A 23,264-nucleotide genomic window follows, 5' to 3' on the forward strand; every position below is an offset into this window, starting at 1 on the left:
AGGAAAACAGTGAGGTGAAAATCAGTGTTTTCCTTTTTTTATTGAAGTTAGAACAAAAAAAGAAAGTATTTTGCACGCCCATGTTAATTTTCTCTTTTGTTTTATAGGCAAAGATGAAACAAAACCAGAAATACGGTATAATGAAAAGGTGTGACAATAATATATAAGAGGTGGCTCTTTATGAAAAAAGTTTTAGTTGTCGATGATGAGAAGCCGATTTCGGATATCGTCAAATTCAATTTAGCCAAAGAAGGCTATGATGTTTATACTGCATATGATGGGGAAGAAGCCTTGGAAAAAGTTGCTGAGGTAGAACCTGATTTGATTTTACTTGATTTGATGCTACCTAAAATGGACGGCTTAGAAGTGGCTCGTGAGGTACGCAAAACTTATGATATGCCGATCATTATGGTAACAGCCAAAGATTCTGAAATTGATAAAGTCCTAGGCTTAGAGTTAGGCGCCGATGATTACGTGACCAAGCCATTTTCCAACCGAGAATTAGTTGCACGTGTCAAAGCAAATCTTCGTCGTGGTGCCACGGCTGCGAAGGAACCAGAAGAGGCAGCACCTGCTGAATTGACGATTGGTGATTTGACGATCCATCCAGAAGCTTACATGGTGACGAAACGAGGAGAAACAATCGAGTTAACACATCGCGAATTCGAACTACTCTTTTACTTGGCGAAGCACCTTGGACAAGTGATGACAAGAGAACATTTATTACAAACGGTTTGGGGTTATGATTATTTTGGAGATGTACGAACAGTGGATGTAACTGTACGTCGTTTACGTGAAAAGATCGAAGATAATCCAAGCCATCCAAATTATTTAGTGACACGTCGTGGTGTCGGTTACTATTTGCGTAACCCAGAACAGGAGTAATTGGATGAAAAGAAAAGTCCGCTTTTTTCGATCAGTCAATTTTAAGATTGCTATTACCTTTATTCTGATTTTATTGATCTCGATCGAAATTATTGGTGCCTACTTTATACGTGGTTTAGAACGTTCCACGATCAATACATTTATTAAAGATATGAATCAAACGGTGGAATCATTAGCAACAACAATCAGTCCGGAATTGAATCGAAAAGATAATGCAGATGATGAAGAGGTAAATGCGAATATCAAGAGATTTATTGAAAACAGTGCGACTAGCGATATCATCGAAATACGGGTCGTTGACGAAAAAGGGATCATCCGAGGAACAACCGATGTCAATGAACAAAGCGCTGTGGGAAAGAAAAATGATTATGTCGATATCAATGATTTCACAACTAAACGGTATGTTGCTTTAGATAACGACGATAAACGGGTGAATATCAATGTTCAACCGATCCTGTCCCCGACCGGCGATGCCGTTATCGGGGCTCTTTACGTCAAAAGTAATATCGAACAAAAATATTCGGAAATCAATAATACAGCAGTCATTTTCTTTACTGCCTCACTGATTGCTGCGTTTATTTCAATGATCGTCTCCGTTTTAGTGGCTCGTTCGATTACTCAGCCAATCGGTGAAATGAGAGAACAAGCCATTCGAATCGCTAGAGGAGACTACAGCCGGAAAGTCAAAGTGCATGGACAAGATGAACTAGGGCAGTTGGCTGATACCTTCAATCAGTTAGCTGAACGTATCGAAGAAGCTCAAGATACAATGGAGGCTGAACGCAATCGGTTGGATAGTGTGCTGTCTCATATGACAGACGGCGTCATCGCGACAGATCGCAGGGGGAAAGTCATTACAATTAATGATATGGCTGTTTCCTTGCTAGATGTCAAAAATGAGGAAGCAATTGGACAATCGATTTTGACACTTTTGGATATCGAAGAAGAATATACCTTGCGTAAATTATTAGAAGATCCAAACGAAATGGTACTTGACCGTTCAACCAGTACATTGGAGAGCGATCAGATGATCTTACGAGTAGACTTTTCCATGATCCGTCGTGAATCAGGTTTTATCAGCGGATTAGTAGCTGTCTTGCATGATGTGACAGAACAAGAAAAAACAGAACGGGAACGCCGTGAATTCGTTTCTAATGTTTCCCATGAGCTTCGTACACCACTGACAAGCATGCGCAGTTATATCGAAGCATTGAGCGAAGGTGCATGGAAAGATGAAGAAGTAGCGCCAAATTTTTTGAAAGTAACATTGGATGAAACAGATCGGATGATTCGAATGATCAATGATCTCCTGAATCTATCTCGCATGGATACAGGAAATACCCAGCTTCAATTAGAGTATGTCAATTTTAACGAGTTAGTGAATTTTGTTCTTGACCGTTTTGATATGATGGTGGGAAACCAAGAAAAAAATTATAAGATCCGTCGTGAATTCACGCAAAGAGATCTTTGGGTCGAAGTAGATACAGATAAAATCATCCAAGTAGTCGATAATATCATGAATAACGCGATCAAGTATTCACCAGATGGGGGAACAATCACTTGTCGCTTATTAGAAACGCATAATAACGTGATTTTAAGTATTACCGACCAAGGATTGGGGATTCCTAAAAAAGATCTGAACCGTGTGTTCGAACGATTTTATCGAGTAGATAAAGCACGTGCAAGAGCACAAGGTGGGACAGGACTTGGATTAGCTATTTCTAGAGAAGTAATCAAGGCGCACCGAGGCGCTATTTGGGCAGAGAGCAAGGAAGGAAAAGGATCGACTTTTTATATCTCGCTGCCATACGAACCTTATGAGGAGGAATGGTGGGAATGAGAATTTCTGAAAAAGTCGTTCGCGTAGGACTTATTTTGATGGTTGCATTAAGTTTATATTTCTCTTATGCCATCTGGCTGAGTCCAGCAGGGAAAAGTTCGATCAGCGTCGATGAGACAAACACTCAAATGATCGAGTCTCAAAGCAATCGGAAAACTTCTGAAGTTTTTCTTCCGCTTCATGTCACATGGCACCATTCGGGAATGATTCAAGAAACCAACAGTGAAAATCTCGTGTACCGATTGCAATTGATCATCGATAAAGCAAGATTCGGGAAGCTTTCTGAAGTCGTTTCGGGAGATGAATCACAATTCGAACAAGTGAAAAATCTGTCATCTGGTTTCGAGTTGGCCTATAATGCGCCTTTTTTGCTAAGAGAATATAAGGAAGCATTTGATTTAGATGTAGACGTCTCGAATTTGGCAAAAGAAAGCGAAAATATGTATTTTACTAGAATACAATTCGATCAAGGAAACAAAAAAATCCGATTTTTGAATTATTCGAACCACCTTGTATATGAAGCGAATATTTCATTGAATTGGGAGGATATCAACAAAGAATTAACAGCAAACGACACGAAATGGACAGAAATGTCAACAGAACCGTCGACGATCGACACCCAATATGCTACGAAACATTCAATCAAGTTGAAAAAGTATAGCTATATCCTTTCGCAGCAACCCTATACACTTTTTAGAAATGCTTTTTTCCAGAAACCAGATAGCGTGAAGAATAATGATGAAAGCAATGAATTGATTTTTTACGGTGGGAATGAAACGATGTCTATCCATTCGGAAACGCAAGTAGTTGATTTTCGAGGAGAGCTGCCAGAGAAAAAAGAAAATGCTAGTGTATTTTCTGAAAGTTTTCCCTATATTAGCAAATTAGGCAGTTCTTTAGGGAATCTCAGATATTTTGACCGCAGTGACAATACCATCGATTACCGGATCTTCGTGGAAGGCTTCCCGGTTTTTGGGACGGACAGCAGAGGACAAATTGGTGTGGAAGTTGGCGGTGAAACGAACGGTTCGGTGCAAGTGAATATCCAAACCAGTTTGAATACGATTCAAGTACCGATACCTTCAGATGAAGAAGTAGAACTTGCAAGTACGAATGAAATCATCCAGCAGCTGGAAGCTAAGGGAGCAGATAGCAACAAGATTGGTTCAGTAATCGTTGGCTATACATGGCAAAATGTTAAAGAAACGAATCGCGTCGTTGATCTCTTACCTGAATGGTATGTGAAGTATAAAGATAACTGGTATTCAGCTAACGACCTTCTGGAAAAATTACCTGGATTGGAGGCGAATTAATTGGATTTTAAAAAAATCGAATGGATATTTTTCGTCGCTTTTTTAGGGTTGAATGTGTTTTTATTCAGCAGTTATCATGATGCGGTATACCAAGAAAACAATGTTATTCGTTCTGATCAGACTGAATCAATCCAAAAACGTCTGGCTAGTGACGATATCACTTATACGGGGAAGATTTCTTCTGAGAGCAAGCAAGGCTATTATCTTAGCGCGGAACAGACCAATCTTAGCACTTCATTAGCAAATTATCGCAAGGCTGGTAAAAGCGGATTGTTGGAAAGTGGCGTGTTTTTAGACGGCAATGTTTTGACAAAATCCTTATCCAGCTCAGAAGCTGAAAAGAACGTGATTGATCCAGATAAGATCCGCAGTTCTTTGGAAGATTTTTTAGCTAACAAAGACAATATTTTGTTCGGTAATGAGTATGTGTATACGAAAAACTTTTCTCATTTAGAAGAAGAACCACTAGAAATCCAAGCAAGCCAAGAGTATGAAGGTATTCCGTTCAATGATGATACAGCAAAAATCGTTCTTTCTTTAGAAAAAAACGATAACGATTATAGTATCACGAAATACATGCAGACGCATTTATCTGATATCGAACAGCTGCGTGAAAAGACGGAACTGTATACAGAAGAGGAAGCAATCAATACATTGTACATCAATAACAAAATACCAAGAGGATCAAAAATCTTATGGCGTCAACTAGCTTATTCCTGTATTCTGAAAGTCCGGGAAAAAAATGTGTATGTTCCTGTTTGGCATGTAGCGATTGAAACAAGTGATAAAGTGGTTCAAATCGAGAGCGTCAACGCTTTCAGCAATACGATCGTGACAAACAACACTGTACCAAAAGTGGAAGATCAATAAAAAAGCGAGTATAATGAAAAAAGTTTACAAAGTAAGAAGGGAAGTAGGAGTCAAATGGCTGAAGAAAAACCAGCTTTTAAAATCAGTATCCTAGCAAGTGGAAGTTCGGGTAATTCACTTTATATCGAAAGTGAAAAAAAACGGCTTTTGGTCGATGCAGGACTTAGCGGTAAAAAAATCACTTCCTTGATGGCTCAAATTGATCGGACACCGGACCAATTAGATGGAATACTTGTGACGCATGAACATCGAGACCATATACATGGTGTAGGTGTCTTAGCTCGTAAGTATCATTTGGATGTTTTTGCCAATCAGCAGACTTGGGAAGCGATGGAGCCACTGATTGGGAATGTACCAGTGGAACAAAAACATCTATTTGAGATGGGAAAAGTAAGAACATTCGGCGATATCGATATTGAGAGTTTCGGCGTCTCCCATGACGCAGCAGCTCCGCAATTTTATCGTTTCCATAAAGAAAACCATTCATTCGTCATGTTGACGGATACCGGATACTGCAGTGATTACATGCGAGGTGTCATTGAAAATGCCGATGGTTATTTGATGGAAAGTAACCATGATCTTGAGATGTTACGCATGGGACCTTATCCGTGGAATCTAAAACAGCGTATTTTAGGAGATAGAGGGCATCTTTCCAACGAAGATGGTGCACTTGTCATGACTGATGTGATCGGTAATCGGACCAAACGAATCTATCTTGGTCATCTTAGCAAGGAAAACAATATGAAAGAACTTGCTCATTTAACGATGGAAACTGTTTTGAAAGAAAAAGATTTTGGTGTTGGACATGATTTTGAAATCTATGATACAGATCCAGATGAAGCAACTGAGCTATTTTCGATTTAAACAGTGTAGTCAATAAAAAATAAAAACAGAAGATAAAATCAATCAGTGTTGGTTTTATCTTCTGTTTTTATTTTTTCAGATCATTGACAAAACAATCGTATTATCGGCTGACTACACTGATGTGCTGTTTTTCATGTTGTTTATCCAGTATCTCATCTACTAATGCAATCGCGTAATCTGCCATGCTGATCGTACTGTCGCCAGCAGCGTTTCTTTTTAAATAATCATCACTTAATAAATAAGTGCCTGTACGCTTGCCGTGTGGATCAAATAAAGAAGCTGGACTGATATAAGTCCACTGTAGATTTTTAGATTGTTTCAATTTTAACAATCCTTCGTACATATTGAAAGCTGTTGGATAGAAGGGTGCATTTTTAGGTACTTGGTCAATCATACGAGTCGTCTTTTCTGTATCTAAGAATAACGAAGAGGCACCCCCAACGACAATTAAGCGTGTATCGGTTCCTTCAAGTATCTCAATCAAATGGGACAAAGAAGTTTGATGCATTTCTTCTTTTCCTTTAGGAGCGTTGAAAGCATCAACGACAACATCAAAAGATGCAAGGTCAGTAGCTGTCAACTCAAATAAATCCTTTTGTATAAACGGAACATCTGATGGTAATTTTTCTGGATGACGCACAATTGCCGTCACATCTAAATCTCTGGATAATGCTTCGTCTAAAATAAATGAACCTGCATGACCAGTAGCGCCAATGATTGCGATTTTCATAAAAAAACCTCCTTTTTTATTCCTGTCCATTGTAAGAGGTTACTGGATATTCGTCAAAGCGTCCGTTTTTTGAAAAGCTTAGTGCGCATTCCTTTCATGGTTCGTGATCATTGGGTATAGTTAAATTAAGAAAACTAGTTGATCAAATAGAAGATGAAGGAGATAAGAAATGAAAGAGTGGTTAGATCGTGCCTTTTTACCAATGGTAACATCTGTTGTGAATCTTAGACCCTTAACTGCTTTACGTAATGGAATGACTTATACGATCCCGATAATTATAGTTGGCTCACTGTTTTTCTTATTTGCTCATTTTCCTGTAGATTACATCGCTCGGTGGATAGATAAAACAGGATTTTCTATGTATTTTACACAAGTATACCAGGCTACATTTGACGTGATAGCCTTTTGGATCGTTTTTGCTATTGCGTATGCTTATGCAAAAGAAGAAAACATCGATCGCTTGCCAGTCGGGATGACAGCCTTGTCTGCTTACCTACTACTTATTCAGCCACTTAATGTTCAGGTAGAGATAGATAATATTTGGACAGGCGGTGAAGGGATACTAGGAGCAGTTGCTACTGGGCTCCTCATTGGATGGGGCTATGCACGTTTAGCAAGATTTGCGAAAGGGTGGAGGCAAAATGGGAAGATTCCTGAAAATGTTTGGCAGTCTTTTACTTCATTGATTCCAATACTTGCTATAGTCACTTTTACGCTTATAGGTTCAGCGGTTTTTCAACAGTTGTTCGGGATGACTGTCATTCAAGGAATATGGACGTACGTCCAACTTCCGATCCAATCGTTGATAGACACGTTAGTCGGTGTGCTTTTATTAGGTTTTTTTGTCCCGTTTTTATGGCTATTTGGTCTTCATGGATCTGCGATGGTCAATGGGTTGGTTAGTCCGATCTTACAAGCAAACTCATTAGCAAATGCAGAAATCTTAGCCTCTGGAAAAGAATTGACTGTGGCAAATGGCGGGCATATCGTTACTCAGCAATTTCTTGATCAATTCATGACTGTTACCGGAGCAGGTTTGACGTTAGGGGCTGTATTTTTTATGACGTTTTTTGCGAAATCCAGGAAATACCGAGAATTAGGAAAACTTTCACTTTTACCAGCCTTTTTCAATATCAATGAATCGATTATTTTTTCCACACCGATCGTGATGAACCCGATGATGGCTGCTCCTTTTATTTTCGCGCCGATCCTCTCAGGATTGATTACCTATTCCGCTTTATATTTTGGATTCGTTCCTTTATTTACAGCGGTCCAAGTTCCTTGGACAACACCGCCGATCCTCTCGGGTTTTTTAGTAGGCGGAGTGCCTGCAGCGATTTTACAAGGTATCGTGCTGGCAATTAGTTTTTTCATTTATTTCCCATTTTTGAAAAAAATAGATTCTGCAAACTTCAAAAAGGAAAGACAGACAAAAAATGATGGAACAGCAGAAAAGATTATCGACTAAAAAAACAAAAATACTCCTGTCGCTTTAGATTGGAAAAATCACCAATCTAGGATGACAAGAGTATTTCTAATCATGTTTATACCAGTCCTTTTTGGACAGCTAATTGAACAAGAACAACTAATGTGTTCATTCCTACGTGTGTGATCATCGATGTCCAGATCCGACCAGTCGCTTTGTACTCTAGGCTGAAGAAGAAACCTAAGAAAAAGTAAATTAGCAAATGACCGTCATTATGAGCAAACGCAAACAGCAAAGAGCTGACCACTGCCCCAACCCAAAAATTTGAATACCGACTGATGATCCCTAGTATGCTGCGGCGGAATACGAATTCTTCCATGATTGGTCCGGCAACAGTTGTCGCCAAAATAAAAGCAGGTGCTTCCATGATCATCTGGATGATATTTTGTGTATTCTCAGAAGGGGTTGCTTCGCCAAACAATATAGATTCCAACATGACAGCGATGCTTTGCAGAATCAATGCGACAAAGATTCCAACTAATCCATAAATAACGATCTTTGGAACAGAAGCTTTTTTTACTGCTGATTCGATTGCTAACGGTTCACGTTGCTTAAAATAAAAAATAGCTAGGATAACTGCGCCCAGTATATACATGACTGCAGTTGCTGTGATCAATTCAGACGTAGATTTTACAAGTCCTATCGAAGCTAAGATCAAGGGTGAGATAAAAATTAGACCATAGCAAAAAATGCTGAGGAAACTATATTTTTTTAAAGACATGTAATTCCTCCTTTAAGGGATAACAAGCATGCAAGGCAAGCTTTTATCGGTTGATTTTAATTATATCATAATTTCAATAAACAACTGTCAGAATAAAATTTCTTTTCTTTGATTTAAAAGCTTGCAAAAAAGAGGGAGAATGAGTATTATTAAAAATGTAGGTTAGCACTCGAAGGTTAAGAGTGCTAACGGATTAAAAAAAGAGTTATCGGAGGGATTTATCGTGTTAAAACCATTAGGTGATCGCGTCATTATCGAAGTCGCAAAAGAAGAAGAAAAAACTGTCGGAGGAATCGTTTTAGCTTCTGCAGCTAAAGAGAAACCCCAAACTGGGACAGTTGTTGCAGTCGGTGAGGGCCGTTTGTTGGAAAACGGTGAAAAAGTTCCTGCCGCTGTGAAAGCAGGCGACCAAGTTATGTTCGAAAAATACGCCGGTACAGAAGTAAAATACGAAGGAAAAGAATATCTGATCGTCGCAGGAAAAGATATCATGGCGATTGTTGAGTAAATTTTGAAGATAGAAAAAATAATCAAAAATAATCGATGAGGTGAATCAATCATGGCAAAAGAATTAAAATTTGCAGAAGACGCACGCGCAGCTATGTTACGCGGGGTAGATAAATTAGCAGATACAGTGAAAGTAACATTAGGACCTAAAGGCCGAAATGTCGTACTAGAAAAATCTTACGGCTCTCCATTGATCACAAATGATGGTGTGACGATCGCAAAAGAAATCGAGTTAGAAGATCATTTTGAAAACATGGGTGCAAAACTTGTATCAGAAGTAGCATCAAAAACAAATGATATTGCCGGTGACGGAACAACGACAGCAACTGTTTTGACACAAGCAATCGTTCGCGAAGGTTTAAAAAATGTAACTGCAGGTGCTAATCCTCTAGGCATTCGCCGCGGGATCGAATTGGCAACAAAAGCCGCAGTGGAAGAGTTGCATAATATCTCAACTGTTGTTGATTCAAAAGAAGCCATTGCACAAGTAGCAGCTGTTTCTTCAGGTTCTGATAAAGTTGGACATTTGATTGCTGATGCAATGGAAAAAGTTGGAAACGACGGTGTCATCACAATTGAAGAATCAAAAGGAATCGAAACAGAACTAGATGTTGTAGAAGGTATGCAATTTGATCGTGGTTACTTATCACAATATATGGTAACAGATAACGACAAAATGGAAGCTGTTCTAGAAAACCCATATATCTTGATTACAGACAAAAAAATCTCTAACATCCAAGACATTCTGCCATTGTTAGAACAAATCTTGCAACAATCACGTCCATTATTGATCATTGCTGACGATGTAGATGGCGAAGCATTACCAACGCTTGTTTTGAACAAGATCCGCGGAACATTCAATGTAGTAGCTGTAAAAGCTCCTGGCTTCGGTGATCGTCGTAAAGCAATGCTTGAAGATATCGCTATTTTGACAGGTGGTACAGTAATTACTGACGATCTAGGTCTAGAATTAAAAGATGCAACAATCGAAAACTTAGGAAATGCGTCTAAAGTTGTTGTAGATAAAGACAATACAACGATCGTAGAAGGTTCAGGAGAAAAAGAAGCCATCGAAGCGCGTGTGCAATTAATCAAAAACCAAATTGCTGAAACAACTTCTGATTTTGATCGCGAAAAATTACAAGAACGCTTAGCTAAATTAGCAGGCGGTGTAGCTGTTGTTAAAGTCGGTGCAGCTACTGAAACAGAATTAAAAGAATTGAAATTACGTATTGAAGATGCATTGAATGCTACACGTGCCGCAGTAGAAGAAGGAATGGTCTCAGGCGGTGGTACAGCTCTAGTGAATGTTATCAGCAAAGTTTCTGCTGTAGAAGCAGAAGGAGACGTGGCAACAGGTATCAAGATTGTTGTTCGTGCCTTGGAAGAACCAATTCGTCAAATCGCTGAAAACGCTGGTTATGAAGGATCAGTGATTGTTGATAAATTGAAGAACGTAGAACTAGGTACTGGATTCAACGCTGCTACTGGAGAATGGGTAAACATGGTTGAAGCAGGTATCGTAGACCCAACTAAAGTAACACGTTCTGCCTTGCAAAATGCCGCTTCCGTTTCTGCCTTGTTATTAACAACAGAAGCAGTCGTTGCAGATAAACCAGAACCAGCAGCACCAGCAGCTCCTGCAATGGATCCATCAATGATGGGCGGTATGATGTAAGAAAAGCACCTTGCTTATCTAGCGTAGCCCATTATTTGAGGAAGATAGATAAAAAAGTAGAAAAGGAAGCAAAATATTTCCTTTTCTACTTTTTTTGTATATCCATTCATAATAATTGTTATTTAAAGGGTATCATTTGCTTTTGCGAGTAGTTGGAAACTATACTATTTATAAAGGATCATGCATATTTTTTGAATTTGCATAGTTATTTATTTTATCTGCTAAAAACAGATAGCCAGATAGGAATAACTATGCTATATTTATAATATCATTATAATGTATGCGTATTCAAAACGGGGCTTCGGTAACAATAAAAACAGGAGGAGAAAAAATGAATGGATTAATGAGTTGGATGGAGAAGTATATTTTGCCAGTTGCAACGAAAATCGGGTCGGAGAAACACTTGGTTGCATTGAGGGATGCTTTTATTGGTACGATGCCAGCTACGATGGCAGGAGCAATTGCTGTTTTACTGAACGCATTTATGCGGGATTTTCCGAATACGTATCTAGGTGAAGGGAATGCGATCACGGCATTTTTTACCCCAGTCATTGGCGTAAATGGATTGATCTGGAATGGTACTTTAGCTATTATGGCAGTGGTCTTTGCCTTATCACTAGGAGCGAATCTAGCGAAAGCCTATGAGGTCGATCCTGTCTCAGGAAGTATTGTTTCTCTGGTTGCGTTTATTATTGGCTTACCCGATGCAGCAACAGCGGTGTTGACATTGCCCGAGAAGCTTTCGCAAGACGCAGCAGATTTGATTACTTCTGCAGGTGGTGTGATTGCTGGAACGCCAGACGGAGGACAAACGTTATCAGTAGGCGCATGGGGCTATTTTAATTTTGGTAAATATATGGGTGGGTCTGGTTTGTTCACTGCTATGATCTTTGGATTTATTTCTGTCATTATTTTTGCGATTCTGATCAAGAAAAAGATCATCATACGGATGCCGGATGCTGTGCCACCTGCTGTAGCAAGAGCTTTTGCGGCGATTATTCCTGCATTAGTTTCTTTATACGTCGTTGGTGTGATTAATTATATCTTTAGACAAACAGCTGGTGAGCCGCTGATTGACTGGATTTCTGAAGCCATACAATCTCCTTTGATGAACTTGTCACAAGGTTATGGAGCGGTCTTTATCATTGTTCTTCTTGTGCATGTTCTTTGGTTTTTTGGTCTTCACGGCACAAATATCATGTCACCTGTTTTGCAGACCTTATATGGTACCGCGATGGTCGAAAACACGAATGCCTTTCAAAATAATGAGCCCATCCCTTTCAAATGGGTGGCAGGTTCTTTTGAAGCTTTTGTCTGGCCGGGAGGAGCTGGAGTCACGCTGGTGTTGATAGTTATGATTTTATTTTTATCTAAACGGGCAGATTATAAAACGGTAGGAAAGTTAGGGATTGCACCAGGAATCTTCAATATCAATGAACCAGTGATGTTTGGTCTTCCTGTTGTGTTGAATCCGCTGTTGATGATTCCGTTCATCTTGGCACCTCTTGCGACTGCAACGATCGCCTATTTTGCCACGATGGCCGGGCTTGTTCGTCCGGTTGTAGTAAATGTGATTTGGGTCATGCCAACGATTATCAGTGGATTTTTAGCTACTGCGGGAGATTGGCGAGCCATCGTTTTAACAATCGTTAATTTAATAGTAGCTGCTTTAATCTGGGCGCCATTTATTTTAGCAGCAAACCGCTTAGATCCAAATTTAGGTGAACCAGAGGAATAGAATTTTTCTATTGCAAAACAAACTCCTTGATATGAGACGCGTTTCATACACTATACTCAAAGTATCAAAAGGAGGGCTTGCAATGAATACCTATGTAGAGATAACAGATGGCACAACGAACAAATATTTTTATGCGTTTGTCGAGTTTAAGGGATCCATATTAACGTTGTACAGTTTTCAAGGGCTGAATAAGAATATAGTAAAAGAAATACCAATGAATGAAATCGAAACGTTGACAAAAGATATATATTGGGGTGGACAGCGGATCAGTTTTTCTCATGATGGAAAAATGTATCAGTTTTTTGAATGCGGTCCAGCTGTGGTAGACTATTTACAAGAAAATCTTTTTGTATAGGTGGCGAAGCAGCAGTGGCAAATATTCGAGATATCGCAAAGCTCACAGGTTATTCAGTTTCTACTATTTCACGTGTGATCAATGGACATCCATATGTAGATGAGGAAAAAAGGAAAGAAATACTTGCGGTCATGAAAGAAGTCGATTATATCCCTAATGCAAAAGCCAGACAGTTGAGTTATGGAAAAACGAAAAGTATCGGAGTAATCTTGCCTTATACCAACCATCCGTACTTTGATCAGCTGATCAGTGGGATCATTGAAGAGGCGTTTGACTATGATTACAAAGTGACGCTTTTACCGACGGGTTATCAGAAAGAAAAAGAGCGAAGCTATCTTGAAGAATTTGCAGCTAAAGCGTTTGATGGATTGATCATCACATCTCGTGCCAATACACTAGAAGATTTGCTAGATTATCAAAAATATGGTCCTCTAGTTTTTTGTGAAGAAATCAAGGAAAAACAGGCAAGTTGCGTCTTTATTGATCGAGAACAATCGATTACAGAAGGTCTTTCTTATTTGAAGCAGCAAGGGGTAAAACGATTGGGCATCACATTGGGGCGAAGTGGCAGGCTGAGTTATAATTCAAAGATTACTTTGCAACTATGTCGTCGACTTTTTCCGTTTTTTGATGAGTCACTTGTTTTTTGGGATTGCATAGATGCAGAGAAAGGAAAACAAGCAGGTATCTTTTTTAAAGACCATAGAGTTGATGGGGTCTTTACAAATTCGGATATGGTCGCAGCAGGCATCTTGCAAAGCTATCTGCAAGATAAGGTACCAGTGGTGATTGGACGCGATAATTTGCTGATCAGCGAGCTTCTTGGCTTTCCAACGATTGATCACCATCTGGAAGCTTGCGGAGAAATGGCTTTTCAATTGTTTCTTACAGAAAAAAAGGATAAAGTGAAAATACCTTACACGTTTATTCAGCGCTGAATTTTGGCAAAACACTTGTAAAAAATGAATCAGACACCAAATGTTAGTATAAAAAATCTAACTTTGGTGTCTGATGTTTTGTTGTTCGGTCGTTTTTGTCGGATCATGTAAACTGTTATGCCTTTTTTTGGATGATTTCATTTAATGCTTTTGCTGCACCATGACCACTTCGTTCGTCATAATATGCAGTGAATCGTTCATCGGCTTCGTACATCATCCCTAATCCTTTATGCGCTTCCGGCTGATATTCAGACCAGCTGTAAGATAACCACTTCTTATGAGCTTGAAAGATGCGATCTGCTAAGTTTTCATCTGTAGGAGCTTGTAAATAAAGAGTGAGATCAGCTAAAATCTGCTTTTCAACAGTTTGCATTTCTTCATACGTTTCTTTATCCATATTCATCCATTTTTCGTTGGATGCTGTAACCTTTTCTTCCCCGTATTTTTGTCGAATCTCTTGTCCATAAGTTTCTTCATTTTCTTTCAATTTTTGTTGTTTGAACCCTTCAAATTTTTCTTTATCACTCATTTTTCTTCCTCCTTCGTATCTATCAAGTGTTTGTTGGACAGTTGCCAAGAGGATGTCGATTTGTGCCCGTTTTTCTAGAAGCATCTGCTGATGTTCGATTAAAGCTTTCTGGTGGTCAAAATGCGGATTATCTAAGATTTCTTGAATATCCTCCAACTTGAATGCCAACATTCGATAAAATAAGATATGTTGCAGACGATCGACTTCTTTTTTGCCATAAATCCGATAACCTGAGGAATTGATCCTAGCTGGCTTTAGCAGTCCAATCTCATCATAAAAGCGCAAGGTTCTCGGACTGACTCCTGATATCTCTGACATTTTCTTTATCGTGTATTCCATTATTTTTCCTCCTGACAAATGTAAGCATAATCCTTTACGTAACGAGAAGGTCAAGAAAAAAGTGTATTTTTTTCTCATAAAATTATGTTATACTATTAAGTGATAAAAGGTAAATCCTTTTGTTTTTAAAGGTTCAATTGTAACCGATTCCTTAATGTTGGGAACAACGGGGAATATATGGGATTGAATCTAAATCGACTATATAGAAAAGAGGAATGAGATGAAGCTAATCGAAACACCTGTGAATAGTAATTTAAATATTAAGACATTTTATCCTAAAGTAGTAGAATTCTTTTTTGGGAATACGGCCATTAATTATTACAAATTATTTTCGTTAGATCGGACACAGTTGCTGCTAGTGGACACATATGACAAAAAGCAAGTTGTGATGATCAATACGAAGAAAAAAATCACAAGGCAAGAAATCGACTATGCGATTCATCACGTTTTAAAAATGACACGGGAAGATGTCAAAGTCCATATAGGAGTGAAACAGGAGCTGGAACGTGCCGGAATACAATTCAAACGTCCAAATAAAGATATTGTAGTTGTTGAACAAAAAAATACGATGGATTGATGTCCTAACGACTAATCATCTTTATGCTAAATCGCTCCATCTTTATGATGTATACAGTAAAAAAGAGGTTGCGAAAAAGCTGTTCTGCATCAAGTAATAAGAACAGCCAAACAAAAATAGTTCGTCATATTTTTTGTTTGGTTGGGCTTATTACCACAGATGCAAGCTTTTGAGCACCGTTTAAGGAAGAGGTTGTGAAAACAGCGTTTTGACCTGTGTATTAGAGAAACAAACGGAAAAATAGTTCCTCATATTGTGCCGTTTGTTGAGCTAATACCGAGGAGTTGGCAGGAGAACACCGTTTATTTGGGAAAAGGGACTGTGACAGACTTTTGTCGCAGCCCTTTTTTGCAATCCAATTATACGAACAATTGTGGTTTAATTGACGGCAGCTTTTTTCTTTCAGTTTTTTTTAAAAGCAAGTGAAACTTCTTATTTTCATGAGCTTTTTTCAATTCAAGGTACAACTTGACATAATCTGTCTTTCCTTCCAAAAAATTCACTACATAATAACTTCTATCCGTTTCTTTGGGCATAAGATGTACAGAAGAGACAATCAGAAAATCAATGGGTTGTCTTTCTTCATAGGATAATTCCTTCAGTTCGATAAAGGACAAGTCTTTTAAAAAATTCTTGATATCTTGGGTAAAAAAATAATTCGTTTCCATCACTAAAGAAACTTGTAACTTAGTTGAATTTTCATTGTCCTCGCAACATTGCAAAGTCAGCCATGCAAATATTTCAGCTAAATCGTTGCAGCAAATAGAAAGCCATTGATAATTATGTCGCCGCCCCATCTTATTCAAGAAGAAGGTAAAATGCTCTTTTAAATAGTAATAACTTGATGACTTCTTTTTATGAAAATAATTCATTAGAAAGAAGAGTGTCGGAACACGCTTTGGAAAAAAATAATAACAAAAAAGAATATTAAATAAATGAAGGTGAACAATTTGATTGTGTTGAAAAACACGGTCATCAGGAAAAATCTCAATTTGCCAATAATTGTCAAGTTCTTTCAATAATGAAGAAAGCAACTGTCCTTTTTTGTCGAATATGTCTAAAGCTTCATTAAGAGTAGGATTCTCATATTGAAAGGTCGGTGCATAAAACACCATAAATTGTGCAAAACGAAATTCACTATCTTGATGAGAGGAGGGAATAGAAAAATGTTCACCAAAAAGGCATTTTATTCGATGATCATTACTAAAAACTGCTTCGCTATAGCGAGGGTCATCCTCTACATAGTGACCTTGTGCAATCCGCTGAGTGGTAATCCCAGCAAAAAGACAAACTTCTTTTTTTCCTACGAAACTCCAATTTAAAGATGTATGCTTAGTAAGTTCAGCCAATTTTTTTAATAACTCAGATTTTGAGACGTAAAAAGCATAATCTTCATTTCCACGAGAAGCTGCCCAAAGAATATTGAATAATATCAAGCGAATCAAGCGTTCGTCTCCTTTGAAAGATAATTGACTGCGATTAAAAATGACATCGAATTCCTGTACATAATCGGATAATGACTGCAGATGCCGCATAGCAGAAGCACGACTAATGAAATTTTCTTGGCAGAATTCCATCAGATTTTTCTCTGGATAGAAAAGAGAAGATTTGATTGCGCGATAAGGGAGGCTCTGCTGGATAAGATAGGAATAATAATAATCATAGTTTAAATCAGTTGGCAGGTTCTGGTTGATCTTGTTTTTTGACAATAATTTGAATCCAGAAAAGCAAAAGTCATCAAATTCATTCTCCATTTCATTCAATATATTTTTTACGACACTAGAAGATAAATCAAGTTTTTTACTGATTTCTTTGATAGTTAATTCATGTTGCTCCTCCAATAGATGAAAAATTGCTAACTTGCGGCGTTCTTTCTGGGTAAACACAATATTGAAAAACATAGGACCTCCTTTTTGATTGCTTATTTCTTTAATTAATTAAAAATACAAATATTTTATAAACTATTATTCAACTCCAGATCATTTCTAGATACCTCTTCATTTTTCTTTATATCCGCTTAAATTATATTTTTCTCATTTTTTTTGGTTTTATTTCCTTTTTATTGTCTCGAATTTGAACGATAAATACAATTTATTTGAGAAAACACTTCCGTTGTTTATAGATTAATGTTTTTTTATTAAGCTGATTGCTACCTTTTATTATGTATTTAATGGATGTTTACGGTATTTTTTTTGTTATTATATTTTTTAGCACCCTCTTTCTAATGTTTTTGCAATCTTATTTTAATTAAGTTAAATTTTAGTTATCGGATAAAAGATGAGAACGACTATATCGGAGCTTTTTGAAAAAATCTCACTAATATTCAAGAAGGGGAAGAGAGGAAATGAAAAAAACGAAAACTGTCTCGCATTATGGCAGTGTAGTTTTTATGGTTGCTGTCCTATTTTTATCGCAACTTGCGGGACTGTCGCAGATCACTTTTGCCAAGACTGAGTCTGAAAAAGTAGTAGCTGATGAACATGCGAATATTGTGATCGATTACGAAATGGATGAGGAACTGAAGCAGATACAATGGAGTATGACATATGAGAAGCATGCAAAAGATGAAGCTGAATATCAAATGCAATTTAAGCTGGAAATAGTTGAACACGAAGGATTATTACTTAGAGAAAGCATTCAGGAAATCGAACGTACCTTTGGAAAAGTAGGACCAGTTGATGAGGAATGGTACTACGCAGGTGATTTTTCTTCGGAGAATGAGAGAATTGAAATCGTTTTTAAAAGCCACATAGTAGAAGAGTATAATCAATATCATCTAAAAATCACGCCAAGGCTAATGAAACAAACAGAGGATGAATTAGTAGAAGTCTTGATCGGAGACCAAGAAGAATATACTGTCGTGGTAACTTTACCAGAAAATATCACAGCATCTGAAACACAAGAAACAAGTGAGCCTTCTCCAGAGATTTCTAAAGAAGTAGAATCAGCAGAAATCCCAATAGACGATTCAATAGAAGAATCAAAAGCAGAAGCGGAAGAAGTCGGAGTCTATGCAGCTCCTAATATGTCAGATCCTACTCTAAATGGGGCCTACGATGATGCGATTCCGCTAAATAGTTTGTTTACGATCCCTGACTATTTAACGATTGTACGAAATGTTCCAAATTTTGTGGACAATAACAAAAGTATCCAGATGACGCCAAATCATATTTTAACTGCACTTTACAATCGAGGACATATGGTTTCAAAGAGTCAAAATACGATCAGATTTTCAAACTTGACAAGAGATATCCGGTTCACTAGCTATATGTATTTTGATACGGACACAGAAGGGATCTCCTTTTTCTTACATGATGGGAATCCTACGAGTTTGTTATACAGCCGACGAGGAATCCACAACAAATATGATCCCACTGTGGTTATGAACCATGACGCAAAAGCACTGGGTGCCTATAAACATAAAGATCCTATTGGTCTATTTGACATTGATCGGCACATGGCAAATGCAATGGTCCTTGAGTTCGATAATCAAGTATCTACAGGTCCATTAGGAAATCGAGATAAATTTGGAGATCAAGGTCTTTCTGGTGCACATATTGCAGTGGCTCCTTCCGATAGTCCTGCTACCAAAACTCTTATAAAAGATTTTGAAACAAATAATGCCTTTGTGACAGGTAGTTGGTGGCAATTGGATGTCAACATTACTCCAACAGGGATCCTTCGCTTTTTGATGACAGATTTACGAGACGGCGGATATGGAACAACAACAGGCGAGATCAATATCAATGACTATTTTTCCAATCTCCAATCAAAAAATCTTTATTGGGGATTTACTGCGACGGCAACTTATACTAAAGATAATTACACGACATTGTTTATGACAGAGCCAAATTTTGATATTCAAGGTGAACTAGTCCATGAGATAACGATGCAAGGACAAGGGGGAGCAGAAAATGTGAGTGGTCAGACAGTTGCTGCGGATACAGAGTTGGAACATACGGTTACTTTTTACAACGAAGAGGGAGACGGTAGTATATTCCTTACTCCTAGTAATGATAATGGTCTCTCGATTTTAACTTCTGATCTGGAAGAAAGTAAATCGAACCCTTTCAAATTTACGGATATGGTCCCGATAAGTGAGTATCAGCCTTATTTTACTTATCAAACTATAAGTAATAATGACGAGATCATAGAGCATCGAGTAAATGCGATGTATGATGACTCTCTACAACGCTTTTATCCAATAGAAACTATCGAGATAGAAGTAGGTACAGTATTGAAGTTGAATTATAAAACAAAAGTAAAAGCAGAATTCCCTGGGTATGAGGATCATGATGTCTATGAACGAGTATCCTTCAGGGGAAGAAGTCTTTCTCCAACAGGCAGTTACTATGATACACAGGTGGAACAAGCCGTTCAATATGCGATCCAGCGTGAGCCCAATACCCCACCGGAATTAGCGAATCTAAGAACGGTAGATGGACAAATGGCTGAGAAAAATGGCTGAGAAAACTACGTTTACTGATTTCAAAGAGCGATTTCGTTTTGCTTTTGATTATGGTGACGGTGATTTGGACCGTTTGTATTATAGTGTGTGGATCAATGGAGAAGTTCTTACCGAAAATCAAATGCTCCTCAATGCACGAGAAGAACTTCAAACACTTAGATCAGCAGCATTCACGATCGACATAAAAGATCTAGAGGGGGTCTTTCAACGAGGTGAAAATACGATTACTGTAACGCTCACTGATAATCGTATTGATGAACCGCTTATTTTGGAAGAGAGTTTTCAGGTGGAAGGTTATCTGGGATTTGAATTCGTGACAGAAGAATACAGCTGGAAGTATGCTCGATCACAATTGCCAATGAACAGACAAGCACAAGCACGTGAAGAAAGGATGCGTGTTGTTACTAGAAACACATTGAATACATCGGATTCATATAAAGTAACCGTATCTGCTGAAGAACTAAATCATGTGGATATGCAACATGCGATTAGTGAAGGGTATCTTGTGTTCAAAAATGAAATGGGAGAAATCGCACTTTCTGCTTTAACACTGGAAATTGATAAGGTTTATGAATTTTCACAAGAAGAAGGCTTGTTACTGCGCCTAAACAGTCAAGATAGAACAGGAGTATATTCTGGAACGATCACGTGGAAAATTGAAGATGTGTTATAGCAAGAAGCTAGCTTTGAAAGGGGGGGATCGTATGGCTGGCTAGATACTAGAAAAAAAGTGGAAAGGAGAAAACAATGAAATCAAAAAACCGATACTGGATGATTTCTGTTCTTCTTCTACTCCTGTTCTCGTTATCGATGCCAGTGGTGAATGCTGCTACCCAAGCTGGTGAAACGCATGCAGTCATAGAAATCAATGAACGGGAGATAGGAAAGCAGACTGAAAAGGGAGAAGAAAAACAGAAAAGCAGTTTTCCAGAGGCAAATGAAGCAAAGGCAGGATTGATTTCATTTGTTGGAACGCTGTTGATTATCGGCGTTATTTTAGTCTATCGTCATCAAATACGTGGAGGCGAAAAACATGAAAAATAGATTTTCGCTAGCGTTATGGAGTGCATTATTCATAGGAATGTTTAGCTGTTCTTCTGCTGTTCACGGACAGACCGAGGGTGCGACTTCTCTGAAAATCGTTCCTTTGAATGAACAATTTCCACGGATGTTATACATTGATGATTTACTGTTCGTATCGCGCTATACAGATGAACACAATCAAATCCATCGAGAGAGCAACGATTTATCGATTACCTTTCTTGATTCTCGAAAAGAGAGCACAGAATGGCAACTACAACTGAAAACAGAAGACTTCCGTTGTAAAAAAGATGGCCATCTTTTGACTGCCGATTATCAATTAGGCAGAGGAATGTTCAGCGGAAAGAACGAAGAAGCTGTCAAAGGATTGGAAGCTTTCGAATATGATCACCAAGATGCAGGAAAAGAGTATCGTACGATCATCCAGTCAACAGGAAACAAAGAACGTGGAATCGTTACATATACGATTCCTGGCGAGCAGTCAACACTCACTTTTCCTGAGGGGACATCTAGTGGTCATTACTACTCGAAACATTATTGGCGATTTGTGAATGCAGAATTTTGATGAGAAAAAAAGGAGGACAAAAAATGAAAAAATTAGTAGGGGTTTTAAGTACAAGTGCGATGTTATTTACATGTTTTGCACCAACAGTCATGGCAGCAGAATTTGGTGAACCAATGGATGGAACGACTAGAGTGGAGATTACTGACTTTTTAGTAGTGGATGATCTTCCAACTTACCCAGGGATTTTTACACTCGATGATGTTCCTGATATCGATTTTGGTGAACATACGGTGGCGCAAATCAGCGCAAATACAACTGTCAATGGTACTTTTGATGGCGCATTGCAAGCTTCCGATTTTCGTCCGCTAGAAGCCAGCAAAACAGAAGCTTTAGAATTGATCAGCGAATACACTGGTGTTGAAGATACAACAGAGCTGACAGCAGCTTGGGAGAATGCTGTAGTTGCGGGAGACTGGGTATTGACAGTCAGTGCAACAAACTTAACAGATGATATTGCTTCTGCTCTTACGATCAATGGAGAAAATGTATTAGAATCTGCAACAACTCTTCCGATATCTTATGTTTCCGGTACATTTGATCATATAAATGAGCTCACATCAGAAGCGCCAACACTAACAGTCAAAGCGAATACACCGGTTGGAGAGTATACTGGTACAGTTACTTACACAGCAGTGGATTCGATCTAACAGCAGTATTTCAAGTAAAATAATTTGTTTTACTTGTAAACAACCGCAAAAGGATGGAGCGGATAAGCTAACTCCATCCTTTTTACATAAAATGGAGGGATGAAAAGTGAGACGACATTTAGTATTGGTTTTGATAACTTTATTAATACAGCTAGTTTTTCCTGGAATCGTCGTTTTTGCTGATGAAAATCATGGAGCAGACTATAGTGTCCATCCTATTTTACCGGACAATCAGCGAGAAGGACGTTCATTCTTTGATTTACGAGTAGAACCTGGAACAAAACAGACATTACAGATCCAGATCAATAATTTTTCTGATCAGGAGCAAACGTATTTTATCAATGTCAATACAGCTCAGACAAACGGAAACATAGTGATTGACTACGGACAAAATGAATTACCAGAGGAGTCAATCGTTCAGCAACCCATCTGCACATTGGTCGATTATCCAAAAGAAGCAGTGATCCCAGGGAATAAAGCAGGAGTCGTTACTTTAGAAGTACAAGCACCTGATACTTCCTTTGATGGAATCTTATTAGGCGGGATCCAAGTGAAAAAAGATTTTTCAGCTGAAAAAGAAGAAAGTAATCAGCCTTTTTTTAGCGAATACGCTTATGTGGTTGGGTTGATGATGAGCGCAAATGACAAGGAAGTTGTGCCGGATCTGAAGTTGAATGAGGTACGTTCCGAAGTGATCACCAACAATGCTGGTGTGGTTGCTGTGCTAGAAAATCCTCAACCAATCAATATCAAGGGAGTGACCGTTGAAGCAACTGTTCATTCAAAAGGACAGGAAGAACCGATAATGACACGAAAAATCGAAAATGGTGGTATTGCTCCTGAATCAGTTTTTGCTATGCCTATTTATCATGGGGAAGCTGGAAATACGAAACCTTTAGAATCGGGGGATTATCAACTTTTAGTCGAAGCACAAGATGAGACAGGGCAAAAGTGGTTGCTGACAAAAGACTTTACGATTACGAAAGAACAAGCAAACTCAGTCAATCATGAGGTTTTTACTGTAGAAAATAATACAAATTCTTTGTTGTATATCATTATCGGGGCCCTAGCAGCGGTTCTTTTAGTCGGTGGTTTCTATGTATATCGCAGAGGAAAGAAATTCCGCAGAAGGTGATTCATATCGAATATTAAGTGAAATCTGGTTTATAAGAA

Annotated in this window: 22 protein-coding genes; 18 read left to right on the forward strand and 4 right to left on the reverse strand. The window is 38.3% G+C overall.

Annotation, left to right across the window (positions count from 1 at the left end):
• Positions 1-180 precede the first annotated feature (180 nt).
• Genes yycF through AB3I27_RS08930 form a run of 5 tightly spaced genes read left to right on the forward strand, consistent with a single transcriptional unit; the run spans position 181 to position 5,772 of the window.
• The gene (yycF, locus tag AB3I27_RS08910) at positions 181-885 is read left to right on the forward strand and encodes a response regulator YycF (protein WP_002288850.1); all 705 of its coding nucleotides are present in this window, start codon (positions 181-183) and stop codon (positions 883-885) included.
• A gap of 4 nt (positions 886-889) precedes the next feature.
• A complete protein-coding gene (gene walK / locus AB3I27_RS08915) occupies positions 890-2,725 on the forward strand; it encodes a cell wall metabolism sensor histidine kinase WalK (protein WP_002310033.1) in 1,836 nt (611 codons plus the stop codon).
• A complete protein-coding gene (gene yycH, locus AB3I27_RS08920) occupies positions 2,722-4,038 on the forward strand; it encodes a YycH family regulatory protein (RefSeq protein ID WP_002310035.1) in 1,317 nt (438 codons plus the stop codon). The genes walK and yycH overlap by 4 nt, the downstream gene beginning before the upstream one ends.
• Positions 4,039-4,908, forward strand: coding sequence for a two-component system regulatory protein YycI (locus tag AB3I27_RS08925; protein WP_104760031.1), 870 nt, complete (start codon positions 4,039-4,041; stop codon positions 4,906-4,908).
• A gap of 54 nt (positions 4,909-4,962) precedes the next feature.
• Positions 4,963-5,772, forward strand: a complete 810-nt coding sequence (locus AB3I27_RS08930) for an MBL fold metallo-hydrolase (RefSeq protein WP_002310037.1) — start codon at positions 4,963-4,965, stop codon at positions 5,770-5,772.
• A gap of 100 nt (positions 5,773-5,872) precedes the next feature.
• Here AB3I27_RS08930 and AB3I27_RS08935 read toward each other — a convergent pair whose 3' ends face one another.
• The gene (locus AB3I27_RS08935; RefSeq protein ID WP_002310039.1) at positions 5,873-6,502 is read right to left on the reverse strand and encodes an NAD(P)-dependent oxidoreductase; all 630 of its coding nucleotides are present in this window, start codon (positions 6,500-6,502) and stop codon (positions 5,873-5,875) included.
• A 169-nt stretch (positions 6,503-6,671) separates the two neighbouring features.
• On the opposite strand from AB3I27_RS08935, the gene AB3I27_RS08940 reads away from it, so the two are divergent.
• Positions 6,672-7,970: a PTS sugar transporter subunit IIC gene (locus AB3I27_RS08940; RefSeq protein WP_002314120.1), complete on the forward strand. Its 1,299-nt coding sequence runs from the start codon at positions 6,672-6,674 to the stop codon at positions 7,968-7,970.
• 76 nt (positions 7,971-8,046) lie between these two features.
• Here the strand turns inward: AB3I27_RS08940 and AB3I27_RS08945 are convergent, their stop codons facing one another.
• Positions 8,047-8,709: a CPBP family intramembrane glutamic endopeptidase gene (locus AB3I27_RS08945; RefSeq protein ID WP_002310041.1), complete on the reverse strand. Its 663-nt coding sequence runs from the start codon at positions 8,707-8,709 to the stop codon at positions 8,047-8,049.
• A 223-nt stretch (positions 8,710-8,932) separates the two neighbouring features.
• Between AB3I27_RS08945 and groES the strand changes: the two genes are divergently transcribed.
• The 5 genes from groES (at position 8,933) to AB3I27_RS08970 (ending at position 13,925) form a co-directional block, all read left to right on the forward strand.
• Positions 8,933-9,217 carry a co-chaperone GroES gene (groES, locus tag AB3I27_RS08950; RefSeq protein WP_002288862.1) on the forward strand — a complete coding sequence of 95 codons (285 nt, stop codon included), beginning with the start codon at positions 8,933-8,935 and terminating at the stop codon, positions 9,215-9,217.
• Between the two features lie 51 nt (positions 9,218-9,268).
• Positions 9,269-10,894 carry a chaperonin GroEL gene (groL, locus tag AB3I27_RS08955; protein ID WP_002290607.1) on the forward strand — a complete coding sequence of 542 codons (1,626 nt, stop codon included), beginning with the start codon at positions 9,269-9,271 and terminating at the stop codon, positions 10,892-10,894.
• Positions 10,895-11,225: 331 nt separating this feature from the next.
• Positions 11,226-12,632: a PTS sugar transporter subunit IIC gene (locus AB3I27_RS08960; protein WP_104760282.1), complete on the forward strand. Its 1,407-nt coding sequence runs from the start codon at positions 11,226-11,228 to the stop codon at positions 12,630-12,632.
• An 82-nt stretch (positions 12,633-12,714) separates the two neighbouring features.
• Positions 12,715-12,987 (forward strand): hypothetical protein, encoded by a 273-nt coding sequence (locus tag AB3I27_RS08965; protein ID WP_002310043.1) that lies wholly within the window; start codon positions 12,715-12,717, stop codon positions 12,985-12,987.
• A 14-nt stretch (positions 12,988-13,001) separates the two neighbouring features.
• Positions 13,002-13,925 (forward strand): LacI family DNA-binding transcriptional regulator, encoded by a 924-nt coding sequence (locus tag AB3I27_RS08970; protein ID WP_002316811.1) that lies wholly within the window; start codon positions 13,002-13,004, stop codon positions 13,923-13,925.
• Positions 13,926-14,040: 115 nt separating this feature from the next.
• Here the strand turns inward: AB3I27_RS08970 and AB3I27_RS08975 are convergent, their stop codons facing one another.
• Positions 14,041-14,793 (reverse strand): MerR family transcriptional regulator, encoded by a 753-nt coding sequence (locus tag AB3I27_RS08975; protein ID WP_002345535.1) that lies wholly within the window; start codon positions 14,791-14,793, stop codon positions 14,041-14,043.
• A 220-nt stretch (positions 14,794-15,013) separates the two neighbouring features.
• Between AB3I27_RS08975 and AB3I27_RS08980 the strand changes: the two genes are divergently transcribed.
• Complete coding sequence (locus tag AB3I27_RS08980; protein WP_002310047.1) at positions 15,014-15,370, forward strand: DUF1827 family protein; 357 nt, start codon at positions 15,014-15,016, stop codon at positions 15,368-15,370.
• A 359-nt stretch (positions 15,371-15,729) separates the two neighbouring features.
• On the opposite strand, the gene AB3I27_RS08985 is transcribed toward AB3I27_RS08980, so the two are convergent.
• The gene (locus tag AB3I27_RS08985) at positions 15,730-17,271 is read right to left on the reverse strand and encodes a helix-turn-helix domain-containing protein (protein ID WP_368022979.1); all 1,542 of its coding nucleotides are present in this window, start codon (positions 17,269-17,271) and stop codon (positions 15,730-15,732) included.
• A 443-nt stretch (positions 17,272-17,714) separates the two neighbouring features.
• Between AB3I27_RS08985 and AB3I27_RS08990 the strand changes: the two genes are divergently transcribed.
• The 6 genes from AB3I27_RS08990 (at position 17,715) to AB3I27_RS09015 (ending at position 23,226) form a co-directional block, all read left to right on the forward strand.
• Positions 17,715-19,838, forward strand: a complete 2,124-nt coding sequence (locus AB3I27_RS08990; protein WP_235688728.1) for a hypothetical protein — start codon at positions 17,715-17,717, stop codon at positions 19,836-19,838.
• Positions 19,831-20,511, forward strand: coding sequence for a hypothetical protein (locus AB3I27_RS08995; RefSeq protein ID WP_235688727.1), 681 nt, complete (start codon positions 19,831-19,833; stop codon positions 20,509-20,511). Before AB3I27_RS08990 ends, AB3I27_RS08995 begins: the two co-directional genes overlap by 8 nt.
• A 74-nt stretch (positions 20,512-20,585) precedes the next feature.
• Positions 20,586-20,882, forward strand: a complete 297-nt coding sequence (locus AB3I27_RS09000) for a hypothetical protein (protein WP_002310050.1) — start codon at positions 20,586-20,588, stop codon at positions 20,880-20,882.
• Positions 20,872-21,444 carry a hypothetical protein gene (locus AB3I27_RS09005; protein WP_002316807.1) on the forward strand — a complete coding sequence of 191 codons (573 nt, stop codon included), beginning with the start codon at positions 20,872-20,874 and terminating at the stop codon, positions 21,442-21,444. Before AB3I27_RS09000 ends, AB3I27_RS09005 begins: the two co-directional genes overlap by 11 nt.
• A 23-nt stretch (positions 21,445-21,467) precedes the next feature.
• Positions 21,468-22,091: a hypothetical protein gene (locus AB3I27_RS09010; RefSeq protein WP_002320369.1), complete on the forward strand. Its 624-nt coding sequence runs from the start codon at positions 21,468-21,470 to the stop codon at positions 22,089-22,091.
• Positions 22,092-22,197: 106 nt separating this feature from the next.
• Positions 22,198-23,226, forward strand: a complete 1,029-nt coding sequence (locus AB3I27_RS09015) for a DUF916 and DUF3324 domain-containing protein (RefSeq protein ID WP_002310054.1) — start codon at positions 22,198-22,200, stop codon at positions 23,224-23,226.
• Positions 23,227-23,264 lie beyond the last annotated feature (38 nt).

Source organism: Enterococcus sp. C46, from assembly GCF_040887565.1.
Classification (GTDB): Bacteria; Bacillota; Bacilli; order Lactobacillales; family Enterococcaceae; genus Enterococcus_B; species Enterococcus_B lactis.

Coding starts and splice junctions, on each gene's coding strand:
- AB3I27_RS08960 (WP_104760282.1), top strand. CDS start 11,226: ATGAATGGATTAATGAGTTGGATGGAGAAGTATATTTTGCCAGTTGCA.
- AB3I27_RS08990 (WP_235688728.1), top strand. CDS start 17,715: ATGAAAAAAACGAAAACTGTCTCGCATTATGGCAGTGTAGTTTTTATG.
- yycF (WP_002288850.1), top strand. CDS start 181: ATGAAAAAAGTTTTAGTTGTCGATGATGAGAAGCCGATTTCGGATATC.
- AB3I27_RS09000 (WP_002310050.1), top strand. CDS start 20,586: ATGAAATCAAAAAACCGATACTGGATGATTTCTGTTCTTCTTCTACTC.
- walK (WP_002310033.1), top strand. CDS start 890: ATGAAAAGAAAAGTCCGCTTTTTTCGATCAGTCAATTTTAAGATTGCT.
- groL (WP_002290607.1), top strand. CDS start 9,269: ATGGCAAAAGAATTAAAATTTGCAGAAGACGCACGCGCAGCTATGTTA.
- AB3I27_RS08980 (WP_002310047.1), top strand. CDS start 15,014: ATGAAGCTAATCGAAACACCTGTGAATAGTAATTTAAATATTAAGACA.
- AB3I27_RS09010 (WP_002320369.1), top strand. CDS start 21,468: ATGAAAAAATTAGTAGGGGTTTTAAGTACAAGTGCGATGTTATTTACA.
- AB3I27_RS08985 (WP_368022979.1), bottom strand. CDS start 17,271: ATGTTTTTCAATATTGTGTTTACCCAGAAAGAACGCCGCAAGTTAGCA.
- yycH (WP_002310035.1), top strand. CDS start 2,722: ATGAGAATTTCTGAAAAAGTCGTTCGCGTAGGACTTATTTTGATGGTT.
- AB3I27_RS08940 (WP_002314120.1), top strand. CDS start 6,672: ATGAAAGAGTGGTTAGATCGTGCCTTTTTACCAATGGTAACATCTGTT.
- AB3I27_RS09005 (WP_002316807.1), top strand. CDS start 20,872: ATGAAAAATAGATTTTCGCTAGCGTTATGGAGTGCATTATTCATAGGA.
- AB3I27_RS08935 (WP_002310039.1), bottom strand. CDS start 6,502: ATGAAAATCGCAATCATTGGCGCTACTGGTCATGCAGGTTCATTTATT.
- AB3I27_RS08995 (WP_235688727.1), top strand. CDS start 19,831: ATGGCTGAGAAAACTACGTTTACTGATTTCAAAGAGCGATTTCGTTTT.
- AB3I27_RS08930 (WP_002310037.1), top strand. CDS start 4,963: ATGGCTGAAGAAAAACCAGCTTTTAAAATCAGTATCCTAGCAAGTGGA.
- AB3I27_RS08965 (WP_002310043.1), top strand. CDS start 12,715: ATGAATACCTATGTAGAGATAACAGATGGCACAACGAACAAATATTTT.
- AB3I27_RS08975 (WP_002345535.1), bottom strand. CDS start 14,793: ATGGAATACACGATAAAGAAAATGTCAGAGATATCAGGAGTCAGTCCG.
- AB3I27_RS08945 (WP_002310041.1), bottom strand. CDS start 8,709: ATGTCTTTAAAAAAATATAGTTTCCTCAGCATTTTTTGCTATGGTCTA.